Genomic DNA, 26,127 nt, shown 5'->3' with positions numbered 1-26,127 from the left:
GACGCGGCCGTGCCCCGTCGGATCGGTGACGATGGAGGGCCCGTCGGCCGACCCGAGGACGCAAGGATGTGCTGGAGCGCGGAGGCCGACCTCGTCGCGGGCATCGGGGTCGCCGCCGTCGGCGTGGGCTGTGTGGTCCGGGCACGGCGGGGCCGCGACCTCCCGCTGGCCGCGCTGCCCTTGCTGCTCGGAGCCCATCAGATGGTCGAGGCGGCCGTCTGGGCCTCGGACGGCGGGACCGGCCCGGCCACCCTGGCCTGGACGGTCATGGCCCTCCCGCTGCTCGCCCTCTGGGTGCCGGCGGGCGTGCTGTGCGCCGCGCCGCGGTCCGCGCGGCGCCGCCTGACCGTGCCGCTCGCCGCCGGGGCCGCGACGGCGACGGTGCTCTCGTACGTACTCGCCACGCGCCCCGTGCGGGCGGAGATCCGCGGACGCACCGTCGGCTACGTGGTGGACCTGCCCCACGCCGGGCTGCTGGTCGCGGGCTATCTGGTGGCCACGGTCGGCTCCCTGCTGCTGTCCGGCGACCGCGGCCTGCGCGTGCTGGGGTACCTGGCCGGCGCGGGCGCGCTGGTCTGCTGGGCCCTGTGGCGGCTGGAGTTCGTCTCGACCTGGTGCGCGTTCGCGGCGGTGTGCTCGGTGGTCCTCTTCGGCTGGGTGACCGGACGCGGGGCGCGGTGAGCGGGTCAGCGGCCCCGCAGGGCGTCGAGTGCCTGCAACGCCACGTGGAGTTCGGTGCGCTGCTCGCCGGAGTCGAGGTCGCGGCCGAGCAGCCGTTCGATCGTCCGCAGCCGTTGGTAGACGGTCTCCCGGGACAGACCGCCGGCCCGGGCGGCGGCGGTCTTGTTGCCGGCGGCGTCCAGGTAGCCGCGCAGGGTCGCCAGGAGATCGGTGCCGTGGCGGGCGTCGTGGTCGAGGAGCCGGCCCAGCTGCCGTTCCGCGTACTCCTGGATCCGGGTGTCGTCGCGGAGCGCGAAGAGCAGGCGGCGCAGGCCGATGTCGGACCGTTCGTGGAAGGAGCGGTCCGCCGGGAGGGGCTGACCGGGCTCGGTGGCCTCGGCCACCCGGGCCGCCTCACGGAACGAGCGGGCGACGTCGGCGAGGTCCGAGGCCGGCGAGCCGACGCTCACGGTGGTGTCCGGGGCCGGGTCCCGTGCGGTGCGGCTCAGCCGCTCGACGCTCTGCCGCCAGGGCCGGGACGGGTGCAGCGCCAGCAGGACGCCGAGGCGGGTGGGGGCGAGGAGACCGACGAGTGCCGGGACCCCCGTCGTCCTCAGCTCCTCGGCGAGGCGGGTCTCGGTCCTCGCGGTGTCCTCTTCCGCCGGGACGTCCGCGAGTACGGCGACGAAGCGGGTGTGCTCCGTCGGCAGCCCCAGTGCCGCCACTCGGGCGCGCGCGTCGGCGGGGGAGCGGTGGCGCTGCTCGACGAGGTCCCGTAGCGCGTTGCGGTGCGCGGTGCGTTCCCAGGACGCGGGGTGGGTGAGGCGGGCGATGGTGAGGGCCATCGCGGTCCTCTCCAGCACGGTGACGTCCTCGGGGCCGAAGGCCGCGGGCGTGCCGGGGAGCATGACCAGCCGCCCCCAGCCCTCGCCCCGGTACTCCACCGGGGCCACGAGCCAGCCCTCGGGGCCGCGGACACCTGTGCGGTCGGCGGGCGGGGTGGCCCGGGAGCGCCGCTCCCAGCCGGTGAGCGCGGCGTGTGCCGTGCTGCCGGAGGGTTCGCAGACCAGCGCCCGGTGGACCAGGCTCTCCAGCACCACCGTGCGGCCGCTCATCTCCGCCGCGGCGCGCAGGACGTCCTCGGGGCCGGCGCCGCGCAGGGTGAGGGTGGTGAACGCCTCGTGGACGCGCTGCGTCCTGCGGACCGCTTCCGCCTGGTTGCCGAGGATCAGTGTGTGGACGACCTGGGTGACCTCCAGGAAGTTGACGTCCTCGGCCAGCGTGACCAGGGGCAGGCCGCGGGCCCGGCAGGCGTCGACCAGGGGGTCGGGAGGCCGGTGGTATCGGCGTACGAGTTCGATGACCAGGGCCGCGGCGCCGACGGTGGCGAGCTCGTCGACGTAGCGGCGCACACCGGTGGGATCGTCGGGCAGCGGCATACCGGTGGTGAGGACGAGTTCGCCGCCCTTCAGGAAGGAGGCGGGGTCCGTCAGTTCGGTGATGTGGACCCAGCGGACCGGCCGGTCGATGTGGTCCCGGCCGGTGACCACCTGCGGGTCTCCCGCGGCCAGGACCGGCAGCGCCAGTACGTCGGCGACGGTGGGCGAGCCTGCCGGGCCCGGGCACCACCCGGCCGACGAGGCGTCCCGGCCGCCGCGACCGGCGGAGGTGCCGGGGCCGTCGCGGCCGTGCTCCGGAGCCGGGTGCCGCTTCTCGCTCACGGTGCCTCCCTGCGCGCCCCTGTCACTCTGACAAGCGTCGCTGACCTGCGCAAGAGCGCTCGGGCGGCGCATCCGGCGCGGACGGGCGGCGCGGCGGGAGCGGAGCGGTTGGCACAACGTCCGGATACCGCGGCCCGGCCGGACAGATCAGGCGGTGCCGGGTCCCGGACCGAGGGAAGGCTCGGAAGACCGCACCGCAGCAGACCGACGATCACGCCGGGAGGCGAGCATGACCGCACTGTCGCCGCACCTTCGCCAGGCCACGCCCGTGGTGGCGGTCCGGGGCGAGGGCGTCCACATCCATGGCGAGGACGGCCGCCGCTATCTGGACTTCACCGCCGGAATCGGCGTCACCAGCACCGGACACTGCCACCCCCGGGTGGTGGCCGCCGCACAGGAGCAGGTGGGCACACTGATCCACGGGCAGTACACGACCGTGCTGCACGAGCCTCTGCGGCGCCTGGTCGACAGGCTCGGCGAGGTGCTGCCGGCCGGTCTGGACAGTCTGTTCTTCACCAACTCCGGCAGTGAGGCGGTGGAGGCGGCGCTGCGCCTGGCCCGCCAGGCCACCGGACGGCCCAATGTCCTCGTCTGCCACGGCGGTTTCCACGGCCGGACCGTGGCCGCCGCCTCCATGACCACCTCCGGCACCCGCTTCCGGTCCGGCTTCTCGCCGCTCATGAGCGGTGTGGTCGTCACCCCGTTCCCGACGGCCTTCCGCTACGGCTGGGACGAGGAGACCGCCACCCGCTTCGCCCTGCGGGAACTCGACCACACCCTCCAGACGGTCTCCTCTCCCGCCGACACCGCCGCCGTCATCGTCGAGCCGGTACTCGGCGAGGGCGGGTACGTACCCGCGACCCGCGCCTTCATGGAAGGGCTGCGGGAACGCGCGGACCGGCACGGCTTCCTGCTGATCGTCGACGAGGTGCAGACCGGTGTCGGCCGCACCGGCCGGTTCTGGGGCCACGAGCACTTCGGCATCACCCCCGACGTCCTCGTCACCGCCAAGGGACTGGCCAGCGGGTTCCCACTGTCCGGGATCGCCGCCTCCCAGGACCTGATGCGCAGGGCGTGGCCGGGCTCGCAGGGCGGTACGTACGGCGCCAACGCGGTGGCGTGCGCGGCTGCCTGCGCCACGCTCGACGTCGTACGCGACGAGAAGCTGGTGGAGAACGCCGAGGCCATGGGGGCGCGGCTGCGCCACGGACTGGAGACGGTGGCGGCCCGGACGCCGGCCGTCGGGGACGTACGCGGCATGGGGCTGATGCTGGCCTCCGAGTTCGTCACCCAGGACGGCGAGCCCGACCCCGGGACCGCGGCGCGGGTCCAGCGGGCCGCCGTCGACGAGGGCTTGCTGTTGCTGCTCTGCGGAGCCTGGAACCAGGTCGTCCGGATGATCCCGGCGCTGGTGATCGACGAGCCGGGGATCGACGAGGGGCTGCGCGCCTGGGCGGCCGCCGTGGAGGCCGGCACCTCGGAAGCGGCGAACCGGTGAGCACCGCCGGGAGGGACCCCGTGACCGGCACTCCGCCCTCCATGACCGGCGCTCCGACCCGGCTCTTCATCGGCGGTGCCTGGGCGGACGCGGCGGACGGTGCCACCATGCCCGTGGACGACCCGGCGACCGGCGAGACCCTCTGCCACGTCGCCGACGCGGGCCCCGGGGACGCCCGGCTCGCCGAGAAGGCGGCGGTCCGCGCGCAGGAGGAGTGGGCCCGTACGGCACCGCGGGCGCGCAGCGAGATCCTGCGCCGCGCGTACGAGATCGTCCTCGACCGCAGCGACGAACTCGCCCGCCTGGCGACGTCGGAGATGGGCAAGCCGCTGGCGGAGGCCAGGGGAGAGGTCGCGTACGCCGCCGAGTTCTTCCGCTGGTTCTCCGAGGAGGCCGTCCGCATCGACGGCGGCCACGGCATCCTTCCCGACGGACGCCACCGCATGCTGCTCTCCCGGCGCCCGGTGGGTCCCTGTCTGCTGATCACCCCGTGGAACTTCCCGCTGGCCATGGGCGCCCGCAAGATCGGCCCGGCGATCGCGGCCGGCTGTACGGCGATCCTCAAGCCGGCCCCGCAGACACCGCTGTCCAGCCTGGCCCTCGCCGCGATCCTGGACGAGGCCGGGTTGCCGGACGGCGTGCTGAACGTCGTCACCACCTCCCGGGCGGGCGAGGTGTGCGAACCGCTCCTGCGTGGCGGTCACATCCGCAAGCTGTCCTTCACCGGCTCGACGGCCGTCGGGCGCCTGCTGCTGGCCCAGTGCGCGGACACGGTGGTGCGCACGTCGCTGGAGCTGGGCGGCAACGCGCCGTTCATCGTCTTCGACGACGCCGACCTGGACGCGGCCGTGGACGGCGCGGTGATCGCGAAGATGCGCAACATGGGTGAGGCGTGCACGGCCGCGAACCGCTTCTTCGTCCACCGGCCGGTGGCCGACGCGTTCGCGCGGCGCCTCGCCCGGCGGATGGCGGCGCTCGTCGTGGGCCCCGGCACCCGGGACGGCGTCGACGTCGGCCCGCTCATCGACGCCGCCGGGCGGGCCAAGGTCGAGGCCCTGGTGTCGGACGCGGTGGAGCGCGGCGCCCGCGTCCTGACCGGCGGCCGTACGCCCGAGGGCCCCGGCTGCTTCTACCCGCCCACGGTGCTCACCGACGTCTGCGCGGACAGCCGCCTGATGAGCACGGAGATCTTCGGCCCCGTGGCGGCGGTCCTCACCTTCGACGACGAGGACGAGGTCGTACGCCGCGCCAACGACACCCCCTGGGGGCTCGTCGGCTACGTCTTCACCGAGGGCCTCGACCGCGCCCTCCGTGTCAGCGAACGCCTGGAGACCGGCATGGTCGGCCTCAACACCGGCCTCGTCTCCAACCCCGCCGCGCCCTTCGGCGGGGTCAAGCAGTCCGGGCTCGGCCGCGAGGGCGGAACGGTGGGCATCGAGGAGTTCCTGGAGTACCAGTACATCGCGATGCCGGCCCGGTGACGGAGTGGACCACCACCGGCTTTGCATGGTCATGCGTAATCATGCATACTCTTCCTATGTCCAAGGTCCTCACCTCCCTTCCCACCGGCGAGCGCGTCGGTATCGCCTTCTCGGGCGGCCTCGACACCTCGGTCGCGGTCGCGTGGATGCGTGACAAGGGCGCCGTCCCCTGCACGTACACCGCCGACATCGGTCAGTACGACGAACCCGACATCGCCTCGGTGCCCGACCGTGCGAAGACCTACGGCGCCGAGATCGCGCGCCTGGTCGACTGCCGTGCGGCGCTGGTCGAGGAGGGCCTGGCCGCGCTCACCTGCGGGGCGTTCCACATCCGCTCGGGCGGGCGTGCCTACTTCAACACCACGCCGCTCGGCCGTGCCGTCACGGGCACGCTCCTCGTCCGGGCGATGCTCGAGGACGACGTCCAGATCTGGGGCGACGGCTCCACCTTCAAGGGCAACGACATCGAGCGGTTCTACCGGTACGGCCTGCTCGCCAACCCGCAGCTGCGCATCTACAAGCCGTGGCTGGACGCCGACTTCGTGACCGAGCTCGGCGGCCGCAAGGAGATGTCGGAGTGGCTGCTCGCCCACGACCTCCCCTACCGGGACTCGACGGAGAAGGCGTACTCCACCGACGCCAACATCTGGGGCGCGACCCACGAGGCCAAGACGCTGGAGCACCTCGACACCGGCGTGGAGACCGTGCAGCCCATCATGGGCGTGCGGTTCTGGGACCCGTCCGTCGAGATCGCCGCCGAGGACGTCACCATCGGCTTCGACCAGGGCCGCCCGGTGACGGTCAACGGCAAGGAGTTCGCCTCCCCGGTCGACCTGGTGATGGAGGCCAACGCCATCGGCGGCCGGCACGGCATGGGCATGTCGGACCAGATCGAGAACCGGATCATCGAGGCCAAGAGCCGCGGCATCTACGAGGCGCCCGGGATGGCCCTGCTGCACGCCGCCTACGAGCGCCTCGTCAACGCGATCCACAACGAGGACACCCTCGCGCAGTACCACACCGAGGGGCGGCGCCTGGGCCGGCTGATGTACGAGGGCCGCTGGCTGGACCCGCAGTCGCTGATGATCCGGGAGTCGCTGCAGCGCTGGGTCGGCTCGGCGGTCACCGGCGAGGTCACGCTGCGGCTGCGGCGCGGTGAGGACTACTCGATCCTCGACACCACGGGCCCGGCGTTCAGCTACCACCCGGACAAGCTGTCGATGGAGCGCACCGAGGACTCCGCGTTCGGCCCGGTGGACCGGATCGGCCAGCTCACCATGCGCAACCTCGACATCGCGGACTCCCGCGCCAAGCTGGAGCAGTACGCCGGGCTCGGTCTGATCGGCACCGCCAACCCCGCCATCGGTGCCGCCCAGGCCGCCGCGACCGGGCTGATCGGCGCCATGCCGGAGGGCGGCGCGCAGGCCATCGCCTCCCGCGGCGAGGTCTCCGGCGACGACGAGCTGCTGGACCGCGCCGCGATGGAGTCCGGCACGGACTGACCGGTCCCCGAGAGGATCCCTCACAGCGACGGAGGGCCGGCCCGACGCCTGCGGGCGCCGAGCCGGCCCTTCTGTCTCTCGTCGACCGGTGGGGCCGGCCCACGGCCCGGCCCGGGACCGCCGGCAGCAGCCGTCCGGCGGTCCCGGAGGCGGGTCCTGACGCGGGGCTCGGGGAACGGTCCGTCAGCTCTCCTGCCCCGCGTCCGGAAGGCGCGTTCCCCGCGCGCCGGGGAGCCTGTCGGGTGATCGTCCGGCCGGGAAGCGGGAATCGTCCTGCCGGCGTTCGGCGTTGAGCTCGTCGACCGCGCCTAGCGCGTCGCCGATCGTCGCGTAGTCCACCGCGATGAAGTTGACCGGCCTGCCGCGCTGCCGCTCACAGGTGTGCGCCCGCTCCAGCACGCGCTGCCGGGAGTTGACGATCCCGGCGTCCAGCCGGCGCCCGCCGCCCGCCGTGACGAAGTGGTTGAGCAGGAACAGCCGCTTGTCCGCGCCGCCCCGGTTCGGCAGGCAGGACATCTCGTCCGGGCTGCGGAACGCGAAGGGCGTCTCCATGCCGTACCGGTAGAAGTTCCGGTACCACGGCGCGGGCCCGTCGGCCTTCTCCGCGAAGACGACCAGGCGCCGGCCGCTGTCGATCATGTCCCCCAGCTTCGGCCACGGGCGGTCCGGATCGGCGTCCGGCTCGTACAGCAGGTCGGAGAGTCCGGCCCGCAGGAAGGCGCTCTGGCTCGCCGCGGAGTCGACGCCGTCCTGCAGGACGAGCGTGACGACCTCCGTGGGGTTCGCGCGCAGCCACGCACCGATCTGCCGCAGCGCGGGCACCAGTTCGAGGGCCCCGGCACCGCACACCGAGTGGCACAGCCACAGGCCCGGGTGGGGAGGGTTCACCCGCTCCAGGATCCCGGTGAGCCGCCGGCGCAGCGAGGGGGAGAAGTCCGACGTACTCAGTCGGTCCGCGACCTCCTCGGGCCGCTCCCACCGGTGCGTGTCGAGGAGCAATACCCGCACCCCGGCGCCCAGCTGGCCGACGATGTCGGGGTCCTGGAGGGGGCCGATGAACCGGTCCGCCGTCGTGGCCATGGCATTGTGCGACGCCAGCTGGGCGATCTCGTCGTAGCGGGCGTCGCACAGCTCGGCGCTGCCCTGGCAGATGCGCGGTGAGGAGCCGGTGATCGCCACCGGCGCCAGCATCGTGCCGACGAGCGCGCACGCCGTGACGGCGAAGGTCAGAGCCGGGCCGTGCCGCGGATCGGTGAGGACCGGCACTCCGGGCCCGGTCTGCCAGACCCACCCGACGGTGATCAGCAGGGCGCCCGCCGCCAGCAGGATCACCGCGACCACGGTGGCGGTGGTCAGGAGCCCGTCGAGAGCGGTCGCCTGGATGTCGCCGATGAGATCCGACGCCGCCGGGGGCCACGAGGACGGCGTGCCGAACAGCGTGTCGCCCCGGGTGAGACGCAGCAGGAAGACCGTCAGTGCCAGCAGTGAGGCGGCGGCGGCCGGCACCCAGCCGAGCGGCATCAGCCGGCGCTTGGCGGGGGAGGGGGTGGCGAACCACAGCAGCGTGAGCGCGGCGGCACAGAGCACGGCCGCCGCCGGTTCCACCACCTCCTGGAAGAGGCGGGTGACGGCACGCGCGCGGTCCACCGGAGCGAGCGCCTCGTGCGCGGGATCGACATCGACGGTGATGACCCACGTGCCCGCGTTCGCCTCCCGCAACAACTCCGCGGCGGCTGCCCGGACCTGGTCCGTCAGGGCGACCGGCGCGACCGCGGCCAGTGCCGAGGCCACGTCTCCCCGGTCCATCGCCGCCTGCACGCCGGGTCTGGTGCCGGCGCGCGCGGCCTCCGGCACCAGACGCATCAGCGCGTCCGTGGCCGCGACCGCCTGGCTGCGGGAGAGCGGCAGCGACGGCAGGCCCTCCAGCGGCGCCTCACCGGCCACCACCTGCGCCGTGAGTTCGGACAGACGCTGCACGAAGGCCTGGAAGTCGGGTTCCGACTGCTGCTGCAGGGCGGCGACGGCATCACCGAAGTAGGCCCGGCTGAGCCGTTCGACGTTCGCGACGACGGGCTCGAGGTCGACCGTGATCCGCAGCCGGTCGCGGTTCCCCTCCAGGTAGTGGATCACCTCGGCGATCTGCCGGTCGCCCATGGCCCGCAGCGTCTCCGGCGGGATCACCACCTTGAGGTTCGAGGTGATGGTGGACTGCGGAACGGGCAGCCGGTCCAGCAGTTCCTGAGCCAGGGGCGTACTGGCCGGGTCGACCAGCACCTCGTCGTAGAACCGCTGGTAGGCCTGCTCGTCCTCCAGCGCCTGGCCGTAGAAGTCCGGATCGAGCACGGTGCTGCGCACGACGGCGGCCGCGGCCAGGACGGTCAGGCTGAGCACCGCGACGCACCAGAGCAGTACCGCGACCCAGGGCGAGCGCCGGGGCGAGGGCCGAACCAGTCCGTCCATGGCCCCATTCTCGTTTCGGCCGACCGTCGTGCGACACGGCGTCCGAGCGGAGAACGCCACCACACACATGCCCCGGCCCGGCCGGCCGATGCCGGTCGGATCAGCCTCCGCTCAGCGCTTCCTCCTCGGCCGTGCTCCGCTGGGGACGGACACAGTGCCAGCGATGTCCGCCGGGACCGTCCGTGGCCGCGGGGAAGGCGGTGGCGCACGCGTCGTCCGCCTTCCAGCAGCGGGTGCGGAACGGGCAACCGGAGGGTGGATGGGTGGCCGACGGCACCGGGCCGTGCAGGACGATCCGCTCGGGGCGCTCCAGCAGGCTCGGCGTGGCGGAGAGCAGCGCCTCGGTGTACGGGTGGCGCGAGGCGCCGGAGACCTGGGCGGCACCGCCCTCCTCCACGACCCGGCCCAGGTACAGCACCGCTATACGGTCCGCCAGATAGCGCACCGTCTGCACGTCGTGGGAGATGAACACCATGCCCAGACCGAGGCGGGCCCGCAGATCCACCAGGAGGTTGAGGATCTGGGCGCGCACCGACACGTCCAGCGCGCTGGTGGGCTCGTCGGCGACGATCAGCTCCGGCTCCAGGGCGAGGGCGCGGGCGATGGCCACGCGCTGGCGTTGGCCGCCGGAGAGCCGGCCGGGCAGCGCCTCCAGGGTGTGGCCGGGCAGACCGACCAGGTCGAGGAGTTCCTCGACGCGCCGCTCCCGCTCGGCGCGGGTGCCGCGACGGTGCACGTCCAGCGGGTCGCGCAGGATCTGCCGGACGGACAGCCGCGGGTTCAGCGCGGTGGAGGCGTCCTGGAAGACCACGCCGACGGAGGCACCGAACCCGGTGCGGCGCTCGGTGGCGCTCATCTTCCACAGGTCCTGGCCCCGGAAGTACACCTGTCCCTCGGTGGGGCGCTGCAGTCCGGTGACCACGCGGGCCAGCGTGGACTTGCCGCAGCCGGACTCGCCGACCAGGCCGAGGATCTCGCCGCGCCGGACCTCCAGAGAGGCGTCGGTGAGGGCGTGCACGGCGTCCCGGCGCAGGATGCCCCCGCTGCGGGCCTTGTGACGTACGTGGATGTGGTCGAGTCGGACGAGAGGGTCCATGGCGGTGTCCTTCCGCGCGGTCATCGGGCGCTCTCCAGCGAGTCGGCCGACCGCTTCCCGGGTGCCGGGTGGTGGCAGGCGATGAGGTGGTCCCGCGCGGCGCCGCGGTCGGCGGGGGGCGGCGGGGTGGTGGCGCACAGCTCGGTGGCGGCGGCGCAGCGGGACGCGAACCGGCAGCCGGGGCCGAACGCCCTGGGCGCCGGTACGACGCCGCGGATCTGGTGCAGCCGCTCCGCCCCCGACTCCAGCGAGACGACCGAGCCGAGCAGACCGCGGCTGTAGTGGTGCGCCGGGTCGGTCAGCAGCGAGCGGGTGTCGCCGGCCTCGGCGACCTGTCCGGCGTACATCACCGCGACCCGGTGGGCGAGGTCGCCGACCAGGGCCAGGTCGTGGGAGACCAGGACCATCGCGAAGCCGAGTTCGTCGCGCAGCCTCACCAGCAGCTCGACGACCTGGGCCTGCACGGTGACGTCGAGCGCGGTCGTCGGCTCGTCGGCGATGAGCAGCCGTGGGCTGCGGGAGAGCGCCATGGCGATCAGCACCCGCTGGCGCTGGCCGCCGGAGAGCTCGTGCGGGTAGCTGCGCAGGGTGCGCTCGGGGGACAGGCCGACCAGTTCGAGCAGTTCGGCGGGGGTACGGGTGCCGCCGCGGGAGGTGAGCCACGTCAGCTGGGTGCCGATCAGCACGGACGGGTTGAGGGACGACATGGCGTCCTGGTAGACCATGGCGATCTCCGGGCCCATCAGCGCCCGGCGCTCCTTCGGCGACATCTTCAGGAGGTCGCGGCCCCGGTAGAGGATCTCGCCCTCGGCCTCGGCGTTGCGGGCCAGCAGGCCCATGATCGCGAGGCTGGTGATCGACTTGCCGCAGCCCGACTCGCCGACCAGTCCGAGGGTCTCGCCCTCGCGGACGGTGAAGGAGATGCCGTCGACGACGCGGGTGTCGCCGTAGCGGTCGGGGAACCGGATGGACAGGTCGCGCACGACGAGCAGTTCGGGCGCGTCCTCGCGCAGCGGCGGCACGGCGGGCTCCGTGGCCGCGAGCCGTGCGGCGAGCTCGGTGAGCGCGGCGTCCACGGCGGCGGCCTCCGCACCGGGCACGGCGGCGGCCTTCTCGTCGGAGTCGGAGCCGGAGTCGGTGCCACCCGTGCGGGACCTGTCCGGAGCGGCTGCGGCGTCCGTCATGCCCTCGGACAGGACGTTCAGCGCGAGCACCGTGATCAGCACGCACAGTCCGGGGAAGAGCGTCGCCCACCAGCCGCCCGAGAGCAGGATCTGCCGGCCGTAGGCCAGGACGCTGCCCCAGCTGGGGTCGGGGTCCTGCACACCGGCGCCGATGAAGGACAGGCTCGCCTCGAAGATGATGGAGTCGGCCACCATGACGGTCGCGAACACCAGGACCGGCGCCGCGCAGTTGACGGCGACGTGCCGGGCCACGATGTGACCGCGGCGGGCGCCGATGACCCGCTCCGCGGCGACGTAGTCCTCGCCGTACTGCTCCAGCACGTTGGCCCGTACGACCCGGGCGAGCGAGGGCGAGTAGACGAAGGCGATGGTGAAGATGATGACCGGGACGCTGGGCCCGAAGACGGCGACGAGTACGGCGGCCAGCGCGATCGGCGGGAACGACATCACGATGTCGAGCGTGCGCATCACCGACTCGTCGGCGAGCCTGCGCGAGGTGGCGGCAAGCGCGCCCAGGGCCGAGCCGAGGACCAGGGCGAGGAGGGTCGCGCCGAGACCGATGATCAGGGAGTAGCGGGCGCCGTGCACGACCCGGGCGAACACGTCGCGGCCGGCCCGGTCGGTGCCGAACCAGTGGTCGGCGCCCGGCGCCTGGGCGGGTATGCCGGTGGCCAGGGGGTCCTGGGTGAGCAGCGGGGCGAACACCGCGCCCAGCACGACCACGAGCAGGATTCCCAGGGCGATCCGGGAGGGCACGGGCAGGCGGCGCAGGCGGGCGCCGGGCTGCGACAGCCGCGCGGCGAGGGAGCTTGGGGCGAACATCACACCGTCCTGATGCGCGGGTTGACGAGCAGGTAGAGCAGGTCGACGACGACGTTGACCACGAGGAAGGCGACCGCGATGGTGAGCACGGTGCCCTGGACGAGCCCGACGTCGCCGCCGTTGACGCCTTCGAGGATCAGCTTGCCCATGCCGGGCAGGTCGAAGATCGCCTCGATGACGACGGCGCCGCTGAGCATGTAGCCGACCTTGACGCCGAGCACGGTCAGCGGGGTGACCAGGGCGTTGCGCAGCACCGACCGGATGATGAGGAAGGGCGGCAGGCCGCTGCCCCGGGCGGTGCGCACGTAGTCGCGGTCGAGTTCGGTGACCATCGAGGTGCGGATCAGGCGGGCCAGTGAGGAGGCGACGGGCAGCGCGAGGGACAGCGCGGGCAGGGTCAGGCTCTCGAGCCAGCCGGAGAGGGAGTCGGCCGGGTTGACGTAGCCACCGGTCGGGAAGAGCGGCATGTTCAGCGCGAACTGCTGGATGAGCAGCACACCGACCCAGAACGAGGGCAGGGCGATCCCGGCCATCGACAGCATCCGGAAGACCTGGTCCGGCCAGCGGTCCCGGTAGACGGCGCTGAGCACGCCGAAGACCAGCGCCAGCACGATGGCCAGCGCCAGCCCGAGCAGGGTCAGCTGCAGCGTGAGCGGGAAGGCGGTGGCGATCCGGTCGGTGACGGGCTGGCTGGGCGACATCGTGACACCCAGGTCCCCTCGCAGCAGATCGCCCAGGAAGGCGAAGTAGCGCACCGGCAGGGGGTCGTCGAGCCCGTTGGCCTCGGCGAACGCGGCCCGTGCCTCGGGACTCGCCGAGTCGCCGAGCGCGTTGTACGCGGGATCGGTCGGCGAGAACTGCAGGACGACGAAGACCAGCAGCGCGATGCCGAGGACCATCACCGGCATCATCGCGACGCGGCGCAGCGCGAGCCGGAGAAATGCAACCATCGTGAGGTTCCTAGAGGTTGGAGCGGGGGCCGCCGCGGTTCGTGGGGGCGCGGTGGCGTCCCGACGGCCTGGGCGTGCGGGGCAGGGGTGTCGTTCGGATCGGGCCGGCTCCGGGGGACGGCACCCTGCCGTCGGGGCCGGGCGGGGTCCGGTGCGGACGGCCGCGGGGCGGAGGAGGGCGGCAGGGCGGAGCCCTGGCAGCCGGCGGCAGCGCCGCTGGGGGCACCGCCCACGCCCTTCGGGCCGTGGGGTGCGTGTGCCGGGCCCCGCGACCCCGGCGAGATCCGAACGAACCTCCTAGGCCCGGCCGACGTCGATGAAGGACAGCCCGGTGGTGGGCAGCGGCTTGAACCCCGTCAGTGTCCCGTCGCGCCAGGCGGTGGGCAGCTTGCGGTGCAGCACCGGGTACAGGGCGGCCTCGTCGGCGACCAGGTCGGTGACCTGGCCCCACAGCGCCTTGCGCTTCGCCGCGTCGGCCTCCGCCGCGGCCTTGTCGAGCAGTGACCTGGTCTGCTTGTAGGCGGCGGAGCCCTTCCACCCGTAGCGGTTCTCCGGCCAGAAGCCGTAGTAGAACCAGCGCAGCAGCAGGTCGGCGTCGTTGCCGAAGACGGACGGGTCGCCCGGCGCGGCCAGGGCGTCGAAGCGCCCCTTGTCGATCTTGGCGTACTGGGCGGGGGACTGGGCGATGTCGAGCTTGGCGTCGACCCCGATCGCCGCCCAGCTCTCCTTGATCAGGGGCGCGATGTCCTTGATCCAGCCGTTGTCGGTGAGCAGCAGCGTGAAGGAGAGCTTGCCCACGCCCGCGTCGGCGAGCAGCTTCTTGGCCTGGTCCGGGTCGTGCCGGTAGACGGTGGAGGCCTTGTGGTGGTCGGGGTGCGTGGCCGGCACGTATCCGGTGGCGGCTTCGGCGTTGCCCAGCAGCGCCGTGGAGATGATCTTCTCGGTGTCGAGCCCGTAGTGCAGGGCCTGCCGCACCCGCTTGTCCGCGAAGCGCTCGTCGGCGCAGTTGAACATGAGGAACAGCAGTCCGAAGGACTGGACGGACTCGACCTTGTCCTTGCCGGTGAAGCCCTCGACGTCGATGTAGGGCACGTCCTCGATGGCCTGGACCCGCCCGGACTTGAGCGCGCTGACCCGCGCCGACGGGTCGGACATGAGCCGCCAGATCATCTTCTTGGCCTTGGCCGGGTGCGGGCCGTTGTACTTGTCGTACGCCTCCATGACGATCTTGTCCTCGCGGACCGCCGACACGAAGCGGTACGGGCCCGAGCCGACGGGCCCCGCGTCGAAGGCCTTGGCGTCCGCGCCGGCGATCTTCTTCGGCACGATCCGCACCACGGATATACGGGACGGGAAGAGCGCGAAGGCGTACTTCAGCTTGAACTCGACCGTCGAGGCGTCGACCGCGGTGACCTTGTCGATGAACGGGACGAACTGCGCCATGAGCGAGGCGTTCTCATCGTCCAGCACGCGCTCGAAACTGAACACCACGTCGTCCGCGGTGACCGCCGAGCCGTCGTGGAACGTCGCTCCCTGGCGCAGGGTGGCCCGGTAGGTCGTCGCGTTGATCTTCTTCGGCATCTCGGTGGCCAGGGCCGGACGCGCCACCAGCGTGGCGGGATCGAGGTCCACCAGGCCCTCGAAGATGTGCATGTTCGCGGCGTACGGGGTCGCGCCCGAGGTGATCATCGGGTCGAAGCCCGTGGAGAGCGGGTAGGAGATGCCGGCCTCGATGGTGTCGCTGCCGCTGCCCGAGTCACCGGCACCGTCCCCGCTGGATGCCGGCCCTCCGCAGGCCGACAGGCCCGCGGTGATCGTGGTCGCCACACCGAGGGCACTGGTGTATCTCATGAAGGTGCGGCGATCGACGCCGGCTGCACTGCGCGCGGACAAGGAGTCCTCCATGCGGGAGATGAGATGGTCGAGCGGTGGAGGAGGCGAGTGTGGTCGGCGCCTCACCGACAGCGCATCAGACGTCTGATGTCTGATGCTTGGTAATGTGGGAACGTAGCTGGGCAAATGAGAGGGGTCAAGAGGTGGCGGTGGGGCAAAGGGCGATTCGGCATACGGTGCCGGAGCCCAAAGCGGCACGACAACCGTTGCGCCAGGAGGTCGTCGACGGAATCAAGGCCTACATCCTGCGCAACGAACTGCGCCCGGGGGACCCCTTGCCGACCGAGCCCGCCCTGTGCGAGGCGCTCGGTGCGAGCCGCTCCAGTGTGCGGGAGGCGATCAGGATCCTCACCGCGCTCGACATCGTCGAGGTGCGGCACGGACACGGCACCTATGTCGGGCGGCTGAGCCTGTCGGCCCTGGTGGAGAGCCTGACCTTCCGCGGCCTGCTCAGTCCCGACGACGACTTCCAGGTGATGAGCGACCTCATCGAGGTGCGCGAACTGTTCGAACGCGGCATGGCCGAGCGGCTCGTGTCGTCCCTCGACGAGGAGCAGATCACCCGCCTCGGCGCGCACGTCGAGGAGATGCGCAGGGCCGGCGCCGGCGAGGGGCACGGTTTCGTGGAGGCGGACCGCGCCTTCCACACCCTGCTCCTCGCGCCGCTCGGCAACGACCTCATCGGCCAGCTGTCCACGGCGTTCTGGGACGTCTACGTCATCGTCGCACCGCACCTCGACGTCTTCACGCACGAGCACGAGGCGGCCACCATCGCCAACCACCAGCGCATCGTGGACGCCGTGCGGGACCGGGATCCCGTGGAGTTCGCGGCGGCGCTGACCGACCACTACGCGCCGGTTCGGCAGCGGATCGCGGAGGCCCGCGCCCGCCGCTGACCGGCTCCCGGCGGTGTCGCGGGCGCACGGTCGCGGCGCCCGCGACACCGGAGGCCGACACCCCCGGGGCGAAGCGGGTGGGTACTTGACGGTCGTCGTCCGGATCTCTAGTGTCCCAGGACAACAGACATCAGACGTCTGCTTTCGCCTCTCGGGAGTCGGCTCGGCCGTTTCCCTCCCGTACTTCCGTACTTCCGTACTCCGGTACGTCCGCACTTCCGTACGTTCCGCACTTCCGTACGTCCGCACTTCCGCGCTGCGCCGCGCGCACGCCTCAGACACCGGGGCCCCTTCATGCCACTGACGGACCTCACGCTCGCCCAGTGCCTCGCACTGCGGCCCGACCTCGACGAGCCCGCCGACCTCGACGCCTTCTGGGACCAGACCCTGAGCGAGGCACGGGCGCACGCGACGCCACCCCTCTTCACGCCCGTGGAGACGGGCCTGACCCAGGTGACGACCTACGACGCGACCGTGCCCGGATTCGCCGGCGAGCCCGTGCGCGGCTGGCTCCACCTGCCCGCCGGGGCGAGCGGCCCGCTGGGCTGCGTGGTGGAGTACCTCGGCTACGGACGCGGGCGCGGCCTGCCGCACGAACAGGTCCTGTGGGCCAACGCCGGTTACGCGCACTTCATCATGGACACGCGCGGCCAGGGCTGGTCCACCGCGGGAGGGGACACCCCCGACACCGCCGCCCTCAACCGCACCGTCCCCGGCTTCCTGACCCGAGGTGTGGAGAGCCCCCACGACCACTACTACCGGCGGGTGTTCACGGACGCCGTGCGCTGTGTCGACGCCGTCCGCGCGCACCCGGCCGTCGATCCGGACCGGGTCGCCGTCACCGGCGTCAGCCAGGGCGGCGGCATCGCCCTCGCGGTGGCCGGGCTGGTGCCGGGCCTGGCGGGCGTGCTGCCCGACGTCCCGTTCCTGTGCGACATCCGGCGCGCGGCGAGCATCACCGGCCTGCCGCCCTACACCGAGGTCGCCGAGTACCTGCGCCTGCACCGCGACCGCACCGAGACCGTGTTCACCACCCTGTCCTACGTCGACGCGGCCCTGCTGGCCGCCCGCGCCACCGCCCCGGCCCTCTTCTCCATCGCCATGATGGACGAGGTCTGCCCGCCCTCGACGTGCTTCGCCGCCTACCACCGCTACGGCGGCCCCAAGGACCTGTGCGTCTACGAGTTCAACGGCCACGAGGGCGGCGGCGGCCACCACCGGCGCGCACAACTCGTCCGGCTGCGGGAACTGCTCGCCCCGCCCGGCGGCCCCACCGGTCTCTCCGCCCTGCACGCCCCCCGACTCGCCTGATCCCTCACCTGAGAAGAGGCCTGTTCATGCAGCGAAGAGTCTCCCTGGCCATCGGCACCGCCTCCCTGGCCGTCCTCGGGGCCACCGTCCCCGTCGCCCACGGCGTCCCCGAGGCCTCGCCCGCCGCCACCGCCGGCACCCTCACCTCGCAGGACATCGCCACCGCCGGCACCGGCTCCCCCCACTACCGCATCCCCGCCCTGACCCGCACCACCAAGGGCACGCTGATCGCCGCCTACGACGCCCGGCCCACCCTGGGCGACCTGCCGGGCAACATCGGCGTCGTCGTGCGCCGCAGCACCGACGGCGGCACCACCTGGCAGGCGCAGCGGGTGGTGCGCAAGGAGGCCGCCCCCAAGGGCTACGGCGACCCCAGCCTCCTGGTCGACCGGGAGACAGGACGGATCTTCGTCTTCTACGCCGCCTCCGTGAACCAGGGCTTCTTCGGTTCGGCGACCGGCAACGACGAGAGCGACCCGAACGTCCTCCAGGCCGACTACAGCTACTCCGACGACGACGGCCTGACCTGGAAGCACGAGCGGATCACCGCCGACATCAAGAACCCCGCCTGGGCCGGCATGTTCGCGGCCTCCGGCGAGGGGATCCAGCTGCGGCACGGCACCTACAAGGGCCGCCTGATCCAGCAGTACGCCATCCGCCACAACGGCGCCAACTACGCGGTCAGCGCCTACAGCGACGATCACGGCGCCACCTGGAAGACGGGCACCCCGGTCGGGCCCGGCGGCGACGAGAACAAGACCGTCGAGCTGTCCGACGGCCGCGTCATGCTCAACAACCGCTCCAAGCCGTACCGCACGGTCGCGTACTCCACCGACGGCGGCGTCACCTACACCCCCTTCCAGCAGGACAGGGAACTGCCCGACCCCGCGAACAACGGCTCCGTCGCCCGCTTCGCACCGGACGTGCCCGCCTCCCACCCGCGGTCCTCCTGGCTGCTGTTCAGCAACACCGCCACCACCGGCAGCCGCAGTAACCTCACCGTCCGCCTCTCCTGCGACAACGGGCGGAACTGGCCGGTGCGCAGGACCGTCGAGGCCGGCTCGGCCGCCTACTCCACGCTCACCCCGCTCAGCGACGGCACCGGCGCCAACCCCCGGACGGGCCTGCTGTGGGAGCGCGACGACTACCGGCACATCACCTACTCGTCCTTCGACCTCACGTGGCTCGGCGGCGTCTGCGCACCCGTCACCGTGACCCCGCCCGCGTCCCTGCCCGCCGGGAGGACCACCGACGTCACGGTCCGCGTCGTCAGCCAGAACGACGTGCGGCTCCCCGCCGGCACGGTCTCCCTGAAGCTGCCGCAGGGCTGGAGCGCCCCCGCCGTCACCGTGCCCGCGCTCGACCCGGGCCAGGGCGCCAACGTCAAGATCCCCGTCACCGTCCCCGCGAACGCCACCGCGGGCGGCGTGGCGGCCACCGCGACCTACCAGATCCGCGGCTCCCAGCACTCCTACGGCGACGCGACGCTCACCGTCACCGCGCCGTAGACCGGCCGGGGCCGCCCGCACACCCGCCCTTCGACGCGGTGCGCGGGCGGCCCGTTCCACCCCGTACCACCACTCGCACAGCCCAGGAGACACCATGTCCTCGTCCCAGCCCCTGAGCGGCGTCGTGCCGCCCGTCTGCACTCCTCTGGATGCGTCGGGCGAGGTCGACACCGCATCGCTCGCCCGGCTCGTCGAGCACCTCGTCGGCGGGGGAGTGCACGGGCTGTTCGCCCTCGGCTCCAGCAGCGAGGTGGCCTTCCTCACCGACCGGCAGCGGGCGGTGGCCCTGGAGACGGTCGTCGAGGCGGCGGCGGGCCGGGTGCCCGTGCTCGCCGGCGTCATCGACATGACCACCCCCCGCGTGCTCGCCCACGCTCGGGCCGCCCGGCAGACGGGCGCCGACGCCCTGGTGGCGACCGCTCCCTTCTACGCCCGCACCCACCCGCGCGAGATCGCCGGCCACTTCCGCGCCGTCCGGTCCGGCGTCGACCTGCCCCTGTACGCCTACGACCTGCCCGTCTCGGTACACAGCAAGCTCTCCACGGCCCTGGTGCGCGACCTCGCCGTGGACGGCACCCTCGCCGGTCTCAAGGACAGCAGCGGCGACGAGGGAGGACTGCGCCGCCTGATCGTCGAACTCGGCGGACGCCACGGCCGGAAGGACGGCCCGGCACCCTCCTTCAGCATCCTCACCGGCTCCGAACTGACCGTGGACGCCGCCCTGCTGGCCGGCGCCGACGGCGTCGTCCCCGGCCTCGGCAACGTGGACCCCGCCGGCTACGTCCGCCTCTACGACGCCGTGCGCGGCGGCGACCTGGACGGCGCGGTCAGGGAACAGGAGCGGCTCGTCGAGCTGTTCGGCCTCGTCGACGCGGGCTCCGAGGACGAGATGGGCCGCAACTCCTCCGCCATCGGCGCCTTCAAGCACGCCCTGCGGCTGCTCGGGGTGTTCACGCACGGCACCACCGCCGCCCCGCAGATCCAGTTGGGTGAGGCCTCGGTCGCCCACGTCGAGCGGCACCTGCGCGGCGCCGGGCTGCTCCCGGTCCGATGAGCGGACGGTACTTCGACGCGCCGGTGATCGGCCTCGACCTGGGCGGCACGAAGATCGCCGCCGCCCTGGTCGGGGCCGACGGCACCGTCCTGGCCCGGCACACCCTGGCCACCCCGGCGACGGAGGGCGCCCGGGCGGTGCTGGACGCCCTGGCCGCGGGGGCCCGCGCGGTGTGGGCGCCGGGGGCCGCCGCGATCGGCGTCGCCGCGGCCGGCGTCATCGATCCCGCCACCGGCACCGTCACCAGCGCCACCGACACGATCCGCGGCTGGGCCGGCACCGCCCTGGCCGCCGGCCTCGCGACCCGTACGGGGCTCCCGGTGGCCTGCGACAACGACGTACGCGCCGCCGCCGCGACGGAACTCGCCGGCCTCGGCGAGGACGGCATCCTGATCTACGCCGCCGTCGGCACCGGCGTCGGAGGAGCCGTTGCCGCGGCGGGACGCGTGCTGCACGGCGCCGCCGGAATCGCCGGGCACCTCGGACACCTGCCGAGCCCCGAGGCGGACGGCCTGCCCTGCACCTGCGGGGCGACCGGCCACCTGGAGGCGATCGCGGCCGGCCCCGCCATCACCGCCCACTACGCGCGGCTCGGCGGGGAGCGGGCCGACCGCCTCCAGACCGTCGCCGAACGCGCCGCGCGGGGCGACCCGCACGCCACGCGGGCCATCACGCTCGGCGCCCGCGCGACCGGCCGTGCGCTGGGCGGCCTCGCCAACGCGCTCGGCCCGCACCGCGTGGTCGTCGCCGGCGGCGTGTCCCGCGTCGGCGCCCTGTACCGGGACGCCCTGTGCGCGGCGTTCACCGCGGAACTCATGCCCCCGCTGCGCGCGTTGCGCCCGGTGCCGCCGCACGGCGGAGCGGACGCCGCCGTCCTCGGGGCGGCCGCGCTGACCCGCACCCTGCCCCTGCACCGCCCTGAGACCACGGGAGTAGCCCCATGACCCCGGCCCAGCCCCTGGCCGAATCCCTGGCCGGCCGCCTGATCGTCTCCTGCCAGGCCCCGCCCGGGGACCCGATGCGCCACACCGACACCCTGGTCCGCATGACCCTCGCGGCACGCGACGGGGGTGCGGCGGCCGTGCGCGTCAACGACCCGGAGGTCGTCGCCGCCGCGGTCGCGGCCGTCGACCTCCCGGTGATCGGTTTGTGGAAGGACGGCGACAGCGGCGTCTTCATCACCCCGACGGTGCGCCACGCGCTCGCCCTCGTGGAGGCGGGTGCCGCGGTCGTCGCGGCCGACGCCACCGCCCGGCCGCGCCCCGACGGCAGTACGTTCGCGGAACTCGTCGAGGCGGTCCACGCGGCGGGCGGCCGGGTCATGGCCGACGTGTCGACACTCGCCGAGGGCCGGACGGCGGCCGCCCAGGGAGCCGACTTCGTCGGCACCACCCTGTCCGGCTATGTGCCGGGCTCCCCGGTCCAGACCGCGCCGGACCTGGCTCTCGTGACCGGCCTCGCCGGGGCGATCGGCACCCCGGTGATCGCCGAGGGCCGGATCGCGACGCCGGAACAGGCCGCGCAGGCCCTCGCGGCGGGCGCGCACAGCGTCGTCGTCGGTACCGCCATCACCGCGCCGACCGCGCTGACCCGGCTGTTCGCGCAGCACATGGCGTCCTGAACCGGCACGCGTGAGGGGCGGTGGGAGACAACCCACCGCCCCTCACGTGCTGTCGCGGTCAGACCGCCGGGGCCGGGTACGTCGGGTACTCCACCCCGGAGACGTGCTGCACGACGCGCACGACCTGGCAGGAGTAGCCGAACTCGTTGTCGTACCAGAGGTAGAGGATCGCGTTGTCACCCTCGACCTTCAGCGCGCCGGCGTCGACGATCGAGGCGTGGCGCGAGCCGATGAAGTCGCTGGAGACCGCGTCGGGGGCGCTGATGAAGTCGATCTGGCGCTTCAGCGGCGAGGTCAGCGACACGTCGCGCAGGTGGTCGAGGACCTCCTCGCGGGTGGCCTCGCGGGCCAGCTGAAGGTTGAGGATCGCGATCGACACGTCCGGTACGGGCACGCGGATCGAGCTGCCGGTGATCTTCGCCTCGAGCCCCGGGAGGGCCTTGGCGACGGCGGAGGCGGCACCCGTCTCGGTGATGACCATGTTCAGCGGCGCGGACCGGCCGCGACGGTCCGACTTGTGGTAATTGTCCAGCAGGTTCTGGTCGTTGGTGAACGAGTGGACCGTCTCCACGTGGCCGCGCAGCACACCGTACTCGTCGGCCATCGCCTTCAGCGGCGGGACGATCGCGTTGGTGGTGCAGGACGCGCAGGACAGGATCTGCTCGTCCGGCTTGACGGTGTCGTGGTTGACGCCGTGGACGATGTTGGGGACGTCGCCCTTGCCCGGCGCGGTCAGGACGACCTTGTCGATGCCGGGCCGCAGGTGCTTCGACAGGCCCTCGCGGTCGCGCCACTTGCCGGTGTTGTCGATGAGGATGGCGTTCTTGATGCCGTACGCCGTGTAGTCGACCTGCGTCGGGTCGTCGGCGTGGATCACCTTGATGACGTTGCCGTTGGCGAGGATCGTGCTGTTGGTCTCGTCGACGGTGATCGTGCCCTGGAACTGGCCGTGCACGGAGTCGCGGCGCAGCAGCGAGGCGCGTTTGACGATGTCCTCGGCGGCCCGCTCGCCGCCCCCGCGGACGACGATGGCGCGCAGCCGCAGGCCGTTGCCCGAGCCCGCCTTCTCGATGAGCAGGCGGGCGACGAGCCGGCCGATGCGGCCGAAGCCGTACAGGACGACGTCGCGGCCCTCGCGGCGGTCGGTCTTGTTGTCGCCGGTGGCTCCGGCGACGGCCTCCGCGGTGAACTCCTCCACCGTCAGCCCGCGGTCGTCGGCCCTGTAGGTCGCGGCGAGCATGCCGATGTCGATCTGCGAGGGGCCGAGGTCGAGCGTGGTGAGGGCCCGCAGGAAGGGCATCGTCTCGGTGACCGACAGTTCCGCACCGGCGATCTGGCGGGCGAAGCGGTGGGTCTTGAGGATGCTGACCACCGACTTGTTCACCAGGGAACGGCTGTGCAGCAGGATGGTCACGTCCTGCTCCCGGTGCAGCTTCCCGATCATCGGGATCATCGATTCCGCGATCTCTTCGCGGTGCTTCCAGTTGGTGAACGAGTCGTCGTTGACAGTCACGTCTCTATCTTTCGAGCTAGGCGGCGCTCATATGCTAACCCGACCGCACTTCTGATCGATCAAGTGGGCCCCCTCCTGATCAGATGAGTGCCAGTGAGTGCTGCTCGGATGAGTGCCGGCAGGCGTGGTGCCGTGCGCTCGGCCCCGGCCTCCCGGCGCGTGGACGCCCCGCGCTCCGCCGTGCACCGCGCGTTGCCGGACGCGGACGCCGTGGCGGCGTGATGGCGGGTTCCGGACGGTATTGACCGCGCCGGTGCACACGTTCGACGCGCGACAGGGTGGCGCCTTCCGTGTCTCGCTCACCTGTGAGGTGCCGACGGCTGCCGGAGGGTCCGGCGGGCGCATCGACACCTGCCGCGGGCGTGTCGCGCGGCTCGTGCCCGGCCAACAGGTGGTGGAGGTGCTCGAGTTCGAGTCGGCCGCCCCCGCCGTCCAGGGCGCGACGACGATTCCACCGCGCTCGCCGAAGTGCGCGGTGGCACGGAGGTCGTCGTCGCCCACGACGGGCTCCCCGGCGCGGTGCCCGCCGTGGACGACGGGGCGGGCACCGCGCATGGCCCTGGCGGAAACCGGCCGCGCTGGTGGAGGCCGCCGAGCGCCGGAACGAGGCGCCGCCGGGCCCCCGGGCTCAGCGCGTCCCGCTCCAGGAGTGGGCGACGTCCACCACGAGGCGGCCGTCCAGTGCCAGTACCCGGAAGGGCAGCCGGGTGCGGACGCCGAGCCCGATCTGTGTCTCGCCCTCGAAGCTGCCGGCGAACCGGGTGTCCCTGAAGGTGCGGTAGCCGGTGAGGTCCACATCCGGCAGGGGCCGGTCGGCCCGGCCGGGATACGTGGCGGCGCCGGTCTCGGGGCGGTAGCCGGGTGCGGCGATCCTGACCTCCAGGACGGCTCCGCCGTCCACCGCGATCGGGCGGCCCGAGCCGTCCTGGTGAACGCGGTCGACGTACCGGACCACGTAACCGATGCGGTCGGCGCTCGCACCGGGTACGTCGACGACCATCCGGTCGAAGCACGCGTGGCGCGCGGTCCTGACGTCCTTCACCGGGGCCGTCGTCCCCGCGGCCCGGGTCTTGGCGAGGCTGCCCCAGCCCGTGGGGCATGCCGTGGTGTGCGCGGTGTCGCGTACGGTGCTCCGCGCGTCGGTGCCCGGGGCCGCGTCGGCCGCGACCGTGGCCGTCCCCAGGGCGGCGCCCGCGAGTACGACCGTCACCCATGCTGTTCTGCTTCGTCGCATTGTGTCCCCCGGTGTATGCAAGTTCCGGTATGGGATGAGACGAGTCGATTGACCGAAAGGTTGCGGGTGCGTTGGGGGTGCACTGGGTGCTTCGGGTGTGTTTCGGGCGCGCTTCGGGTGTACCGAGGGGGCGCACGCGACGGCCCCGCGCCGACCGAGGACCCGGTCGGCGCGGGGCGAGGACGCCAGGCCTGTGCGCCGGACGCCGGGCCTGTGCGCCGGGTCGGGTCCTGGTTTCCGCGGTGTCAGCGGTCCCGGTCCAGTTCCTCCTCCACGGGCGGCTTCGGCACCTCGCGCAGATGCTGCGACTGGCCCGGTTTGCCGCCCGCGCGGGCCTGTTCGGCGCGCTGTGCGGGAGAGGTGCCGAGGTCGGAGGCGGGGTCCACGCGCACCGACCGGGCCACCTCCTCGCGGTTGGCGTAGCTCTCGGGCGGGATGCCGCGCAGCGCGGCGACGGCGTCCTGCGAGGCGCCCGCCTCACGCGCCGCCCGGATCAGGTCGTCCTTGCCCGCGGGGAAGTCGACGCCCTTGATGGCGTCGACCACTTCTCGGGCGCTGGTGGTGTGGGACATGAGCACTTCTCCCGGTCGGGGCCTGGATTCCCGGAGCTCCGGGAATCCTCGGAGGCCCACCGGGTAACCGCACGAGCCCCGGTACTCACATCCCCGGCACACCTCGTGGCTCTCCGGCGTACCTCGGGGTTCTCGAGTCTCCCGCCGCACCCGACCGAAGGTGACCGTGCCGGCACCGGACGTGGAACAGGATTGCGCCCTGGACGATCGGGTACGCGAGGCTGGACCGCCCCGTACCGATCATCGGGGCGGGCCCCATCATCGCCGCTATCAGGGATCAGTCATGGAAACACCCGCGAACGACAACTCCGTCTCGCCCGCCCGGCGCGCGCTGGACACACTCGCCGAGAACACCGAGGACACGGCGGCGCTCGACACACTCGCGAGCAGCGACGTCCTCATCCCGGTGCCCGACGACGCGAACGAGCAGGACGCCACAGACCCCGGGATGCTGGCACTGCCGGTACTGGAACAGCAGGGCGGCCGTCAGGTGGTGCCGGTGTTCACCTCGGAACTGGAGATGGCCGACCTGCTGCCGTACGTCTCCCGCTACCGCATGGTGCCGCTGGGTGCCCTCGCCGCGCAGTGGCCGGCCGACGACCTGTCGCTGTCCATCGACGCCGGGTCGGAGCACCGCCTCACGCTCACGTCCGACGGAGTCCGTACCCTGCTCGCCCGTCCCTAGGGGCGCTCGTCGTCGCCGAGCATGCGGGCCAGTACGGCCCGCTGCAACGGCAGAACCTCGGTGTGCAGGTCGCGGCCCCTGCGGGTCAGCGCCACGTACACACCGCGCCGGTCCTCCGCGCACATCGTGCGCTCCACCAGCCCGTCCTTCTCCAGCCGGGCGATGAGCCGGGACAGGGCGCTCTGGCTCAGGTGGACCCGGCCGACCAGGTTCTGCACCCGGCACTGGGCGCCCTCGCCCGGCCCCTCGGTCACGAGGAGGTCGAGCACCTCGAAGTCGCTCGCCCCGAGACCGTGCGGGTGCAACGCGCGGTCGATCTCGCACATGGTGCGCGCGTGCACCGAGAGGATCTCACGCCACCGTTCCTCGAGCCGCGCACCGGCCGTCTTGACTGCCATACCAGCACGGTAACACCGGGACGACTGTTCATTGACTGTGCAACTAGTGTGCGTGCAAGGGACACGCT

The 26,127-nt window shown here is 72.9% G+C and carries 21 protein-coding genes; 11 read left to right on the top strand and 10 right to left on the bottom strand.

The genetic code is table 11. The features are described 5' to 3' along the window. Positions 1-66: 66 nt before the first annotated feature. A complete protein-coding gene (locus ACP4IX_RS22190) occupies positions 67-681 on the top strand; it encodes a DUF6629 family protein (protein WP_426521921.1) in 615 nt (204 codons plus the stop codon). Between the two features lie 5 nt (positions 682-686). On the opposite strand, the gene ACP4IX_RS22185 is transcribed toward ACP4IX_RS22190, so the two are convergent. Beyond that, entirely contained in the window at positions 687-2,381 is a 1,695-nt protein-coding gene (locus ACP4IX_RS22185) for a PucR family transcriptional regulator (RefSeq protein WP_426556455.1), read from the bottom strand. Positions 2,382-2,610: 229 nt separating this feature from the next. On the opposite strand from ACP4IX_RS22185, the gene ACP4IX_RS22180 reads away from it, so the two are divergent. The 3 genes from ACP4IX_RS22180 to argG are packed head-to-tail and all read left to right on the top strand — an operon-like array spanning position 2,611 to position 6,862. Beyond that, positions 2,611-3,879, top strand: a complete 1,269-nt coding sequence (locus ACP4IX_RS22180; RefSeq protein ID WP_426521923.1) for an aspartate aminotransferase family protein — start codon at positions 2,611-2,613, stop codon at positions 3,877-3,879. A gap of 41 nt (positions 3,880-3,920) precedes the next feature. Continuing rightward, positions 3,921-5,360, top strand: coding sequence for an NAD-dependent succinate-semialdehyde dehydrogenase (locus tag ACP4IX_RS22175; protein WP_426521989.1), 1,440 nt, complete (start codon positions 3,921-3,923; stop codon positions 5,358-5,360). A gap of 56 nt (positions 5,361-5,416) precedes the next feature. Further along, on the top strand, positions 5,417-6,862 hold the full coding sequence (gene argG / locus ACP4IX_RS22170) for an argininosuccinate synthase (protein WP_426521924.1): 1,446 nt from the start codon (positions 5,417-5,419) through the stop codon (positions 6,860-6,862). Between the two features lie 183 nt (positions 6,863-7,045). Here the strand turns inward: argG and ACP4IX_RS22165 are convergent, their stop codons facing one another. The 5 genes from ACP4IX_RS22165 to ACP4IX_RS22145 all read right to left on the bottom strand — a co-directional run bounded on the left by ACP4IX_RS22165 (position 7,046) and on the right by ACP4IX_RS22145 (position 15,225). After that, on the bottom strand, positions 7,046-9,322 hold the full coding sequence (locus ACP4IX_RS22165; RefSeq protein WP_426521925.1) for a hypothetical protein: 2,277 nt from the start codon (positions 9,320-9,322) through the stop codon (positions 7,046-7,048). A 100-nt stretch (positions 9,323-9,422) separates the two neighbouring features. Continuing rightward, positions 9,423-10,442 (bottom strand): oligopeptide/dipeptide ABC transporter ATP-binding protein, encoded by a 1,020-nt coding sequence (locus ACP4IX_RS22160; protein WP_426521926.1) that lies wholly within the window; start codon positions 10,440-10,442, stop codon positions 9,423-9,425. Then, positions 10,439-12,424 carry a dipeptide/oligopeptide/nickel ABC transporter permease/ATP-binding protein gene (locus ACP4IX_RS22155; RefSeq protein WP_426521927.1) on the bottom strand — a complete coding sequence of 662 codons (1,986 nt, stop codon included), beginning with the start codon at positions 12,422-12,424 and terminating at the stop codon, positions 10,439-10,441. The genes ACP4IX_RS22160 and ACP4IX_RS22155 overlap by 4 nt, the downstream gene beginning before the upstream one ends. Further along, positions 12,424-13,374: an ABC transporter permease gene (locus ACP4IX_RS22150; RefSeq protein WP_426521928.1), complete on the bottom strand. Its 951-nt coding sequence runs from the start codon at positions 13,372-13,374 to the stop codon at positions 12,424-12,426. Before ACP4IX_RS22150 ends, ACP4IX_RS22155 begins: the two co-directional genes overlap by 1 nt. 297 nt (positions 13,375-13,671) lie before the next feature. After that, positions 13,672-15,225 carry an ABC transporter substrate-binding protein gene (locus ACP4IX_RS22145; protein ID WP_426521929.1) on the bottom strand — a complete coding sequence of 518 codons (1,554 nt, stop codon included), beginning with the start codon at positions 15,223-15,225 and terminating at the stop codon, positions 13,672-13,674. 185 nt (positions 15,226-15,410) lie between these two features. Between ACP4IX_RS22145 and ACP4IX_RS22140 the strand changes: the two genes are divergently transcribed. The 6 genes from ACP4IX_RS22140 to ACP4IX_RS22115 all read left to right on the top strand — a co-directional run bounded on the left by ACP4IX_RS22140 (position 15,411) and on the right by ACP4IX_RS22115 (position 21,657). Beyond that, positions 15,411-16,163 (top strand): FadR/GntR family transcriptional regulator, encoded by a 753-nt coding sequence (locus ACP4IX_RS22140; RefSeq protein WP_426521930.1) that lies wholly within the window; start codon positions 15,411-15,413, stop codon positions 16,161-16,163. Positions 16,164-16,457: 294 nt separating this feature from the next. After that, entirely contained in the window at positions 16,458-17,474 is a 1,017-nt protein-coding gene (locus ACP4IX_RS22135; RefSeq protein WP_426556454.1) for an acetylxylan esterase, read from the top strand. 26 nt (positions 17,475-17,500) lie between these two features. After that, positions 17,501-18,982 (top strand): exo-alpha-sialidase, encoded by a 1,482-nt coding sequence (locus tag ACP4IX_RS22130; RefSeq protein WP_426556453.1) that lies wholly within the window; start codon positions 17,501-17,503, stop codon positions 18,980-18,982. A 94-nt stretch (positions 18,983-19,076) separates the two neighbouring features. Then, positions 19,077-20,036, top strand: a complete 960-nt coding sequence (locus ACP4IX_RS22125) for a dihydrodipicolinate synthase family protein (RefSeq protein WP_426556452.1) — start codon at positions 19,077-19,079, stop codon at positions 20,034-20,036. Next, complete coding sequence (locus ACP4IX_RS22120; protein ID WP_426556451.1) at positions 20,033-20,980, top strand: ROK family protein; 948 nt, start codon at positions 20,033-20,035, stop codon at positions 20,978-20,980. The genes ACP4IX_RS22125 and ACP4IX_RS22120 overlap by 4 nt, the downstream gene beginning before the upstream one ends. Then, positions 20,977-21,657 (top strand): N-acetylmannosamine-6-phosphate 2-epimerase, encoded by a 681-nt coding sequence (locus ACP4IX_RS22115; protein ID WP_426521935.1) that lies wholly within the window; start codon positions 20,977-20,979, stop codon positions 21,655-21,657. Before ACP4IX_RS22120 ends, ACP4IX_RS22115 begins: the two co-directional genes overlap by 4 nt. Positions 21,658-21,715: 58 nt before the next feature. Here ACP4IX_RS22115 and ACP4IX_RS22110 read toward each other — a convergent pair whose 3' ends face one another. From ACP4IX_RS22110 to ACP4IX_RS22100, 3 genes are all read right to left on the bottom strand, one after another. Next, the gene (locus ACP4IX_RS22110; RefSeq protein WP_426521936.1) at positions 21,716-23,170 is read right to left on the bottom strand and encodes a glyceraldehyde-3-phosphate dehydrogenase; all 1,455 of its coding nucleotides are present in this window, start codon (positions 23,168-23,170) and stop codon (positions 21,716-21,718) included. 628 nt (positions 23,171-23,798) lie between these two features. Next, positions 23,799-24,404 (bottom strand): AMIN-like domain-containing (lipo)protein, encoded by a 606-nt coding sequence (locus tag ACP4IX_RS22105; protein WP_426556450.1) that lies wholly within the window; start codon positions 24,402-24,404, stop codon positions 23,799-23,801. A 245-nt stretch (positions 24,405-24,649) separates the two neighbouring features. Beyond that, the gene (locus tag ACP4IX_RS22100) at positions 24,650-24,976 is read right to left on the bottom strand and encodes a DUF2795 domain-containing protein (protein WP_426521938.1); all 327 of its coding nucleotides are present in this window, start codon (positions 24,974-24,976) and stop codon (positions 24,650-24,652) included. A gap of 283 nt (positions 24,977-25,259) precedes the next feature. Here ACP4IX_RS22100 and ACP4IX_RS22095 point away from each other — a divergent pair, with 283 nt between their 5' ends. Next, a complete protein-coding gene (locus ACP4IX_RS22095) occupies positions 25,260-25,661 on the top strand; it encodes an SseB family protein (RefSeq protein WP_426521939.1) in 402 nt (133 codons plus the stop codon). On the opposite strand, the gene ACP4IX_RS22090 is transcribed toward ACP4IX_RS22095, so the two are convergent. Beyond that, the gene (locus tag ACP4IX_RS22090; protein WP_426521940.1) at positions 25,658-26,059 is read right to left on the bottom strand and encodes a MarR family winged helix-turn-helix transcriptional regulator; all 402 of its coding nucleotides are present in this window, start codon (positions 26,057-26,059) and stop codon (positions 25,658-25,660) included. The genes ACP4IX_RS22095 and ACP4IX_RS22090 overlap by 4 nt on opposite strands. Positions 26,060-26,127 lie beyond the last annotated feature (68 nt).

Source organism: Streptomyces sp. WG5, assembly GCF_049974565.1.
GTDB lineage: Bacteria > Actinomycetota > Actinomycetes > Streptomycetales > Streptomycetaceae > Streptomyces.
Note: the sequence above shows the minus strand (reverse complement) of the source record. Positions and strands in the feature narration are given on the sequence as shown.